Origin of the sequence: Kitasatospora sp. NPDC015120, assembly GCF_043080305.1 — a bacterium.
Taxonomy (GTDB): Bacteria; Actinomycetota; Actinomycetes; order Streptomycetales; family Streptomycetaceae; genus Kitasatospora.
The window spans coordinates 1-9,325 of sequence record NZ_JBIBVJ010000040.1; the positions used below are offsets into that span (position 1 = coordinate 1).

Annotated in this window: 12 protein-coding genes; 2 read left to right on the forward strand and 10 right to left on the reverse strand. The window is 31.6% G+C overall.

From position 1 onward, the window contains the following. Positions 1-18 precede the first annotated feature (18 nt). The 3 genes from ACF1AK_RS35915 to ACF1AK_RS35925 all read right to left on the reverse strand — a co-directional run bounded on the left by ACF1AK_RS35915 (position 19) and on the right by ACF1AK_RS35925 (position 1,999). Positions 19-474, reverse strand: a complete 456-nt coding sequence (locus ACF1AK_RS35915; protein ID WP_366816769.1) for a hypothetical protein — start codon at positions 472-474, stop codon at positions 19-21. Positions 475-1,170: 696 nt separating this feature from the next. Then, positions 1,171-1,677, reverse strand: coding sequence for a RadC family protein (locus tag ACF1AK_RS35920; protein WP_391503047.1), 507 nt, complete (start codon positions 1,675-1,677; stop codon positions 1,171-1,173). Positions 1,678-1,843: 166 nt separating this feature from the next. Continuing rightward, on the reverse strand, positions 1,844-1,999 hold the full coding sequence (locus ACF1AK_RS35925) for an aspartyl-phosphate phosphatase Spo0E family protein (protein ID WP_259347140.1): 156 nt from the start codon (positions 1,997-1,999) through the stop codon (positions 1,844-1,846). A 642-nt stretch (positions 2,000-2,641) separates the two neighbouring features. Between ACF1AK_RS35925 and ACF1AK_RS35930 the strand changes: the two genes are divergently transcribed. Further along, complete coding sequence (locus tag ACF1AK_RS35930) at positions 2,642-2,917, forward strand: hypothetical protein (RefSeq protein WP_356973174.1); 276 nt, start codon at positions 2,642-2,644, stop codon at positions 2,915-2,917. A gap of 332 nt (positions 2,918-3,249) precedes the next feature. On the opposite strand, the gene ACF1AK_RS35935 is transcribed toward ACF1AK_RS35930, so the two are convergent. The 7 genes from ACF1AK_RS35935 to ACF1AK_RS35965 all read right to left on the reverse strand — a co-directional run bounded on the left by ACF1AK_RS35935 (position 3,250) and on the right by ACF1AK_RS35965 (position 6,948). Further along, the gene (locus ACF1AK_RS35935) at positions 3,250-3,888 is read right to left on the reverse strand and encodes a hypothetical protein (RefSeq protein WP_356973176.1); all 639 of its coding nucleotides are present in this window, start codon (positions 3,886-3,888) and stop codon (positions 3,250-3,252) included. A 481-nt stretch (positions 3,889-4,369) separates the two neighbouring features. Continuing rightward, positions 4,370-4,807 (reverse strand): hypothetical protein, encoded by a 438-nt coding sequence (locus ACF1AK_RS35940; protein WP_351072238.1) that lies wholly within the window; start codon positions 4,805-4,807, stop codon positions 4,370-4,372. Positions 4,808-4,820: 13 nt separating this feature from the next. Continuing rightward, entirely contained in the window at positions 4,821-5,093 is a 273-nt protein-coding gene (locus tag ACF1AK_RS35945; protein ID WP_351072235.1) for a hypothetical protein, read from the reverse strand. A gap of 552 nt (positions 5,094-5,645) precedes the next feature. After that, on the reverse strand, positions 5,646-5,906 hold the full coding sequence (locus ACF1AK_RS35950) for a hypothetical protein (RefSeq protein ID WP_351072255.1): 261 nt from the start codon (positions 5,904-5,906) through the stop codon (positions 5,646-5,648). 86 nt (positions 5,907-5,992) lie between these two features. Continuing rightward, positions 5,993-6,400, reverse strand: a complete 408-nt coding sequence (locus ACF1AK_RS35955) for a hypothetical protein (protein WP_351072252.1) — start codon at positions 6,398-6,400, stop codon at positions 5,993-5,995. Continuing rightward, positions 6,400-6,654 carry a hypothetical protein gene (locus tag ACF1AK_RS35960; RefSeq protein WP_356973179.1) on the reverse strand — a complete coding sequence of 85 codons (255 nt, stop codon included), beginning with the start codon at positions 6,652-6,654 and terminating at the stop codon, positions 6,400-6,402. The genes ACF1AK_RS35955 and ACF1AK_RS35960 overlap by 1 nt, the downstream gene beginning before the upstream one ends. A 36-nt stretch (positions 6,655-6,690) precedes the next feature. Then, positions 6,691-6,948, reverse strand: a complete 258-nt coding sequence (locus ACF1AK_RS35965; RefSeq protein WP_356973181.1) for a hypothetical protein — start codon at positions 6,946-6,948, stop codon at positions 6,691-6,693. Positions 6,949-8,627: 1,679 nt separating this feature from the next. On the opposite strand from ACF1AK_RS35965, the gene ACF1AK_RS35970 reads away from it, so the two are divergent. Continuing rightward, positions 8,628-8,981, forward strand: a complete 354-nt coding sequence (locus ACF1AK_RS35970) for a hypothetical protein (protein ID WP_356973183.1) — start codon at positions 8,628-8,630, stop codon at positions 8,979-8,981. Positions 8,982-9,325 lie beyond the last annotated feature (344 nt).

Consider the following 9,325-nt stretch of genomic DNA (forward strand, 5'->3'; position numbering starts at 1 on the left):
AATTAAATTCAACCTTTTCTATTTAGTATATAAATTGCCTTCTCCAGGCTCATAAATATCTCTTTTTGAATATCTGATATCAGCAGCATTCAGGACTATTTCTCTTTCAGTTTGTTCTAGTTCTGTAAATACCTCAGAGAATTGAAGGATTACACCATTATCAAAGAAAGTTACTGAAGCTTTTACTAAAACTAATTCTTCCTTAGAAAAAGGAACTTCACGGATCATTTTCTCATAGTCGTAACCTTTATCCCACTGTATATAAGGTTGTAATTTTGTTTGTAGTTCATTGCTACTGGACATAATATAAGCTATAGATAACAATTTGTCGTTTCCCTTAAGATTAAAAGGCATTTGCTCTTTGATTTCCAAAAACCGTTTCTGTTGTTCTACACTTACAAAATTCATTTTTATTCCCTCCAATTTTAAATTTTTTAAAATAATCAAATCAATATCTTTCTTTTTACAAAACACATTTATAACATCAATACATTAAGTCGCTTCAAAAAAAAGGCTCCATGAAGTTGGAGCATTTAAACAATCAATCAAAAGAAAAAATATCCTTTTGTTTCCTCCCTGATTATAACACAACTATCGACCCATTAAAAATAAATAATATTACAAAGAAAACCAATTGATTATAAATACTGAATATCCGGTAACACCATTATAGGTGGTTCACTTTTCTTAGATAAATCGGTTAGTTTCAATTTTTGAATGCTGTAATTTGTATTAGGATAATACTGCCTATATATTAAGCGTGCCTTCTCAACTGATTCTGAACGAACAATGATTTTAAGGCTTTTTGTTCGTAACAAATATAACTTTGACATTATAATTACTCCTTTTATAATTCTCTGTAACTAACAAAAATAAAGTATAATAATCTTTATCCAGCCAAAGAAAGACATCCATAGTATTAAACTTAGAATACTTCCGTATATTACTCCCTTAAAAAAATGCCCTTCTGCATTTATATAATTTCGTTTCAAATTTTCCTTATTTAAAAGTCTTATATTCTTCTTCACGTTCATAACCAACTAATATTAATTTTTCAACGAAAACCTTATACATAATACTCATCTCCTTAATTTCTATTTAACAAAATACATTATATTAGTTGATAACACAGGAGAGAGAAATTGGTTTCTCTCTTCTGTGAACTAATTCTTATAGGTATCCTAAATCTTTTAAAGAAATATATACGTTAGGGTCTTGAGTAACTATCAAGCTATCAAGAACTTCTATTCCTAAATATGAACCAGCTTCTTGAAGTCTTCCTGTTACTTGGATATCTTCTCGTGAAGGTTCTGGGTTGTAAGAAGGATGATTATGTGCAACCACAATAGATGTTCCGTTATTTAGAATGGCTGCTTTAAATACTTCTCGTGGATGTACAATGCTTGCATTTATACTTCCTACATGACATCTATGAACAGCGTTCACTTCATTCTTAGTATTTAAAACCATAACTAGGAAAACTTCTCTGTCTTCGTCTCCTATGTATTCTGTTGCAATGGCAGCTGCTACATCTGGAGATGTAATTACCTTTCTTGCAATTTCACCTTCCGTTACTACTTGTTTAATTCTTACGATTTCTTGTACCATTTCTAATTTTTGCTCTGCCATTCTTCGCTCTCCTTTTTCTTTTGAGTGATTGTTTAATTTGTTGAGCATATATTAGATTTGCTCTTTTTTTGTTGTTTCCCTTACCTCCTTTATAATACAATTATAACATTTATACATTATAAAAGCAAAGGAAAACTAGTAAATATGAGTATTTGTATATATTTTTTTATAACTATTATTTAAATGGATTTTCCTTTTCCCTTTAATAAGGCTTTTAAGTTTGTCTTTTAGTATTAATCCATAAGTTCATTAATTCATCTATTTCCTGACTTATTTTAATTGTTTGTTTATGTGTTAAGCCCTTTTCCATTCCTATCCTTATCATTTCTTTTCTTTTTCTTTCAATTTCTATTGTGAAATCCTTTAACAATTGACCATCACCTCAATAATTACTATTTTCCATAATATGAGTTTTTGCTAAAAAAATCAAAATTTCCCATATGTCGTAATCTAATAACAACATAATCATTATGGTTTGATTTATGAATTCTTTTTCATATCCGATCTTCCGATCAATTAACTGTATTAGCTCACCAATCGTAAACCGAAACTCTTTCTTTTGAGTTTTAATTACTACTAGTTGATGCCTTTTAAGTTTCTTTTTTTCAATAGCCAATCGAAAAACTAAATTCATTTTGCCACTCCTTTCTTAATGCAATTATAACATGAGTACATTATAAATAGTTAAATACTTTGATTCTTTTATAACATTTTTACATTATAAATAGTTATAGTTTTAAAATAATAGAGTTTAAATCCTAATAAATAATTTTTTATGTTAAAATTAATTTATTCTCATATTTCGTCGCATGAGAATAAGTCAATATGACTTTATAAAATCCTCTAAAAGCCGTTCTAATGGAAACATTAAATCGGTTTTTTTTATTTAAATGATAATTTAATTACTGGAGAGAAAAAAATGAAAAATATAATTTATACGGATGGGTTCCCTACATTTCCCCTTTACACCTATACAATATCAAGGATTCGCTTTCTAATAGAAGATGAAACCATGTTTCTTGATTTAATCTCATTTTCTGAAGACATAACAGATATTAACGAGGAAAATAAACTTATAACTACCAGTAGAGTTGTAGAAGCAGATTCAAGGGAAAGAATGCTTTCTACATTAAGCAAAGAGGCTATTCAGATTTTTAGAAAGGAAAGAGGATTTAAAAAAGTGTATCAAGTAGACAAAGAGTGCTTTTATAATTTACTTAAAGAATATAAGGATAATTTAATTGCGGTGGAAAAAAGTGTGATTGAAAAGGCTATGAAAAAGGGCTGATATCATATTTTCCTTTAATAAATGTTTTAAATTTTTTTTACTTGGCCATAATGATAAAAGGTGTATGGGAACAAAATATTATTATCTGGATGAGTTAGCGCGCAACTCGGATATTCTTACTCTCCTTCGAGTACAAAGGATGAATATTGAAAGTAATAATAAATTGTTTTCTCCAAACACAAATATCAGATGCCCTGTTCGAACAATGGCAAAAGAAACAATACCTAAAGTGTGTGCCTTTAAGTTGCTGGTAAGATAGGTACTCTTATATAAAACTTTAGCATTAAAGGAAATTGTTGCCCTATAGTATAACTATTAGGGCTATTTGTGCTTTATTTAAGCCTGTCTAACCAAGTTGTAATGGACTCTTTTATGTTAACTGTATTATCTTTAACATCTTCTACAATCGTATCAATTAAATCAAACCATGAAGTTTCCTTACTATATGGATTGCTCTTCTTAACAAATAATTGCACCTGTTTTAATTCCTTCATTCTCATTTTATCTAAAGTACCACGTAAAAAGTTTCTCATATAAGAATTTAATAGTTCTGTATTTCTTATACTTGCTTCCAATAATAGTGCCGTTGCCTTCGAGGGGGTGACATCTAATGCACCTGATAAGTATTTTATTTTCTCATATGTATCTTGGTTAAATCTTGTGGTAATGCGCTCATTTCTTCCTGATTGTGATTTCTTCTGAAGAGATTCCCTTCCTGGATCTCCAATAAAAATGGTATTTACAAACTGATAATCTCTTCTGAAGTATTGAGAAAGATACTCTAATACTTTTCTAGATTCCAATCCTTTTTCACAAATTATTTCAACTACATCCTTAACAGGTGTATTTGTAATATAGGAAAGTCGATAGACACAATTTTTCAATTCAGCAGATATTGTTGGTTTAACATCTCTTTTTTTATCTGAACGTACTTTTCTAATTTTATCTTTTACTACTTCTACTTTCTTCATATACATCAGTCCATTTCTTATTTTTAGTTTAGGACACTGTCCTAGTGTCCTAAAGATATTTCTATATATATGGGGGATGGGGAAGAGGTATGACCAAAAAGAGATATTTTAATAAATTCTCTACATACATATATTTGCAGTATATTTTTAAAGTTATGACTGCGTAAAATTATTTAATAAGGAACTTCAAATTCTTTAATATTAATATTTTGAGATAACGTATAATCTTAGCTGGTGTTTTGCTCTCGTTCTTGAGATGGTAGGACCGAAGGGACGCAGCAGGTCAAAGAACGATCAAAACCTTAAACGTGGTTGGGATGGGAGGAACGGAGGGGTGTGATATGATAATAAATCACACCTCGGAGAGACGCACCAGGTCATACCACGTTAAGCAGCGGCGCTGGAGTAAATCCAGGCCATACCAACACGACAAAAAAGACAAGTCTACACTTGCCTTTTCATTATGATTAACCAGCTATATTCAATTAACAATTCTATAAATTTTTCTACAATCTTTACATTCAAATTCCTTTATATCCAGCTGCAGAAGTCCTTTGTTTCCGCACTCACAGCCTTTCGTTTCCAGTTCATCTTTGGTCATAGTGAATATCCATTGCTGTACTGTAACGCAATATTCATCGGCTTCTAATGCTTTAATTGCTTTATCAAGTGAAAACTCATTAAAATTAAATGATGAGTCATGATGCTGGATAGATTTCTTAGCTAACTCGATTAGTTTGCTAGCATTTAGATATGTCCATACCATTTTGCTTTGTTCATCTTGGAGTGTGTAATAAATCAATTCAACATTATTTGAGCCACATTCAGTACATTTATTTTCCATTAACTCATTTAAAGGAGCCCTACAAATCTTACAATAATGAGAATAATATTGTTTATCTAATGGAGTTATATTCATTCACCAAGCCCTCCTATTTACCTTTGTAACCGTCATAAGGTCTTTTTAACTCACCAGCGTCTTCTACTATTTTTAACATTTCCATTACTTCATCAAGGTCTATATCTCCCCATGAGCCGTAGCGGATACAATCACCTGAAATGGTTTTATTTAAATGGTTCACATAAACAGTAAGCTCATGAGTAGATAAAGGCCTTCTACCTACAATGAAATATCTATCTATATCGTAGTCTTTCCCTTCATACGTGCCGTTCACCAATTCATAAGTAATGCTTTGTATTTTCATATAAATACTCCTCCAGATGTTTTAAGGTTTCAGGGTTTTAATGTTTTTTTCTTTTCCCCTGTTCATCTGTAACGGAAGCGAAGAAGGATTGGAAGGCAAGGGAAAAAGCGAAAAAAATTTTATTTCCGCAATATATAGTCGAGTTTTGAATTCGTTCTTGGGATGGGAGGACTGAAGGGACGCACCAGGTCAAAGAACGACCAAAACCTTAACGTGGTTGAGATGGGAGGAACGAAAAGGTGTGATATGCTTTTTCATCACACCTTGAAAGAGACGCACCAGATCAAACCACGATAAGAGCGGAGTTTAACCAGAAATAAAAATTTTTTCGCTCCCTTGCCTGGAATGACGACTGAGCTATAGTGAGGATGAACAGGGGCCAATAGTTGGTTTTAAGGGGGGTGGGTGGGGAATTTAAATAAGAAGAAACGAGAATTGGCTGCCTTTTAGCCATTTCTCGTTTCTTCCTTTTTTTATTATTGATCCGTTTTATGATCTACTGAAAATCATTAAATAAAATCCTTTCTTATAGACAGAAAGGATTTTATTTTGTCATTCTGATACTAATAATAGTCTGTATTCACTTATCATCTGTTCAAGATTTTCTCTGCCATATGTCAAAGGGTCTACTTTATTCATCAAGGTAGTACACAAGAAAGGGTCAAATATAGATACACCTTCTTCTTCATCGAATAGGGTAATTAGATTAGCGTTACTTTGGTCACCGTCTACTTTTTCTAATTGGCAATAGTTATAATCGACAACCACCTGAAGTTCTTGCAATAGGTCTGTAACAGAATATAGGTTTTTCATATATAAACACTCCTTTAGGTCTTTTTTAAAATATTGTATATGCGTATGCATGTATGCATGTATGCATGTATGCACGCATACATATTTCAGGAAGTTAAAGGGCACTCACTGCAAGTTTGCTTTTCGCATTGAGCGCAAGGTATAATTTCTAACTTACAATTAGGGCAAATATGCTTTTTAAAACTCATAGGAAGTTCTACTTCAGCACAACATTGAGGACACCATTCTGCAACCGTTTCAAAAATCTTTTCTTCAGTACCGCACTCTATTAGCATCCCATCTTCAATAGCAAAATCAATAATTTCATTTGTATTGTCATATGTATATGTGTCCAAAAATTCATTAATGGATTTGTATCCTAAACAAAGTACTATGTTTTCCATCCAGTCGTAAGGCACCTTATAAAAGGCGCTTACGACTCCATTAAATTCTCCTTGTTTAATTTGTTTCAGCTTATTTATATATCCGTAAATAGTTATGTTATTGTTATTCATTACTTTCCCCCTGAATATCTACCACAAAATTCACATCGTCCATTGCTCCACAATCCATAGTGCATAATAAAAGGGTTGCCACTCCCCCACTCGATAATTGCTCCTTCATTTCCTTTTCCACAGTGTTTACAATCATTATCCTTATGCTGTTCTTCATATCTTCTTTGTCCAGCAATTAAATTTTGAGTTGCTTGTTCTCCATATTTTTGTAAACTTTCTTTTTCCCATTTATACGGCATATCTAATTCCCCCAATAATTTATTTTAGGAAGGAAAGGATCTTCCTTTCCTTTAGTTTTGCAATTCTGTGATTTCTCCAATAAGCCAAGAAGTTTCTCTACTATCTTCAAATACTGCAGAAACCTGACCATTATAAGGGTCAAACTTAATCATAGTTTTAATTTTCATTTCCTTTTCAAAGCTTAAAAACTTAAAAATCCCATTATCATAGTGTCTAAACTCCAGTCCCTCAAAATTAAAGATTTTACTGTTTTCCACATGAACTTTTACATTTTTTATGATTTGATTTTGTAAGTCTTTAAGAATCATTTGATTTTGCTCCTTTGAATTTCATTTTTCTTTTGTCTTCCGTATGGAAGGCTGTTCCCTAAAAGGGAATTATTTTTTCCGTTTTGACATGGAGTATGAATTGATCGCATAGGGAATGGGTCAAGGGTTAAAGACAGAAAGTTTTTCGTTCCGATTTTGCCCTTAAACGAAAAAGTTTTTGTCCCCTTGACCTATTTCCTCGGCCACTTAGGCTGCTGCAGGGAAGGTTCGGGTGCCCTGCCTGTTGCAGCATTAGTGGCCTTGCGAATCAATACCATACGGAAGGCAAAAGGGGAAAAATGACTCAAATAAAAAAAGCAGGCGTTAGCCTGCTATCCTTTGGTTTTACGTTTCTTTATATTTTGATGGTTTTCGGCTCGTGCGGTGCGGCCTGAAAGGCAAAAAGATCTGGAACCTACGGAATGTAGGCGAAAGCCGTATAGTCCGTGGTTAGCGAGCTTTTTAGTGCCGTAGCGACACCTACTACTGGTTAGCAGATGCGGACCAAAGGGAGGCATCTGGTTATCCAGTAGTCAGTGCTGCCGCCCAAAGCACTTATTCTAATAATCTTTCTATATCTGCTGTTAAGTGGAAGAAAGGAGAAAAGCAATCTTCCTGGATAATAGATAAGATATGCTTCATATGAATCTGAAGATCTTTTAATACCTGTCCATGTAAAGAATTGCCTTCTAGTGTGATTTTAATATAAAGAGCATCTGAATAAAGATCATCCAGGATGTTAGCTTTATACAGGCTGCTAAGAAGAGGATCTTCTTTCCTCCTGCTTATCTCATGCAATAGTTCATTGATTGATTGTAAAGTTTTTTTCATTTTGGTAAACCTCCATATTTTTTTTGTTCAATAGTACAACTTGCAATAATTAAGGATATTGGGACATTCATTAAAGGATAAAATTGCCTTCGTTAACTTATAAGCAATTAAATCGAAAAAGTTAAGTACCTAATAAAATTAATTACCTAATATAAGCCAAGACTTTTAAAAATAAATCCCTAATCTTCAGAAAAACTTTTTTATCCACCTAATAGTCACAACAATGCTTATTACAAATCTACTATTAGAGAGGAAAAGTAAAACTGTGACATAACCTTCTTACAAAGTAGTTATAGTGAAAGGAGATCAATTGTGGGTCATTTAAGCCGATAAAATTTTTAGATAGAAAAATATTGCAAATTACTTTTAATTTCTAACCCTTTCATCCTAATACTTGCAAGTTGTTCTTGTTTCTGGACAAAAAAGTCCTTATATATATATAAAGTGAAATTAGTAGGCGGAAATTTAAACAATTTCTAAAAAAAATAAAAAATCCTTCTAATGGTCCATAAGTTGAAAACAATTTTGCACAGCATTTAAAAGTGTCCTTCTAACGTATTTAGCGAAGCAAATATAAAATTAGGGACATTTATTCGGCAAATTATAAGACCTGTATATTGGATATAATGCATTACATAAGAAAACTGGACACAATTAAATAGAAAATAATCTCGTCTGATAAAGAAATATCGTAATTAAAAAAAAGCACGAAATTTAGAAAAAAATTAAAATCGTTATCTTTTGTTGAATCACTTGCAAAGATTTGTGGAATAATAAAATATAGTAACAATTTAAAAGTACGGTTTAATAGATTGATAAATTTTCAAGTAAATAAGGGGTGTTATTTCATGGGGAAAAGTAAAAAAGTAGTTGATAGATATATAAAGGAAAATGAACCTACAGCATTAAAAAAAGCAACCCAGATCCTCAACAAAGACACTGGTAAACTAAATTTCAATGGAATTATAGGAGGGAAAAACAGAATATACGGAATAGAAATATTGGACTATAATACACCTGAAGATTATATAGATGCCTGGATGCAAAGTCATAATAGAATCTACGAAGCTGAAAAGCATTGGCCAGAATTCACTAAGTCTTCTCATAGAATACAAGCATTATTAAATGACGCTTTTTTGAAAGAATTTACTGAAAATTACTTAGCGAAATCATATTTTAAAAAGCATAAAACTAAATCTTAGAAATTACAGCTGTCATTTTAGGCAGCTGTTTTGTCTTTATAATGAAAAAGAAAATTCACGTTTAAAATCAAAATTATGGTAGCATTATTTTAATGTTAATTTTTGAAAAGAATTCTTATTCAATCTATATTATATTAAAACTGAAGGATGGATTTTATTGAAAAGATTACACGAATTTATGAATAACGAGTATTCATTACTCTTAGAATTTCCTTTATATACCAGAATTGAAATCAAAATGGATATTGAAGAAGAAGAAGTTGCGGAAACTTATCATTATGGTGTCGATAATGAAATGGAAGGTGTGGATATCTTCACACATTTTAAAGAAAACAAAGATTTCG

What these genes read in the sequence shown, in the direction of transcription:
- ACF1AK_RS35965 (WP_356973181.1), bottom strand. Translation starts at nt 6,948, where the DNA reads ATGATTCTTAAAGACTTACAAAATCAAATCATAAAAAATGTAAAAGTT.
- ACF1AK_RS35950 (WP_351072255.1), bottom strand. Translation starts at nt 5,906, where the DNA reads ATGAAAAACCTATATTCTGTTACAGACCTATTGCAAGAACTTCAGGTG.
- ACF1AK_RS35955 (WP_351072252.1), bottom strand. Translation starts at nt 6,400, where the DNA reads ATGAATAACAATAACATAACTATTTACGGATATATAAATAAGCTGAAA.
- ACF1AK_RS35945 (WP_351072235.1), bottom strand. Translation starts at nt 5,093, where the DNA reads ATGAAAATACAAAGCATTACTTATGAATTGGTGAACGGCACGTATGAA.
- ACF1AK_RS35970 (WP_356973183.1), top strand. Translation starts at nt 8,628, where the DNA reads ATGGGGAAAAGTAAAAAAGTAGTTGATAGATATATAAAGGAAAATGAA.
- ACF1AK_RS35920 (WP_391503047.1), bottom strand. Translation starts at nt 1,677, where the DNA reads ATGCTCAACAAATTAAACAATCACTCAAAAGAAAAAGGAGAGCGAAGA.
- ACF1AK_RS35935 (WP_356973176.1), bottom strand. Translation starts at nt 3,888, where the DNA reads ATGAAGAAAGTAGAAGTAGTAAAAGATAAAATTAGAAAAGTACGTTCA.
- ACF1AK_RS35930 (WP_356973174.1), top strand. Translation starts at nt 2,642, where the DNA reads ATGTTTCTTGATTTAATCTCATTTTCTGAAGACATAACAGATATTAAC.
- ACF1AK_RS35940 (WP_351072238.1), bottom strand. Translation starts at nt 4,807, where the DNA reads ATGAATATAACTCCATTAGATAAACAATATTATTCTCATTATTGTAAG.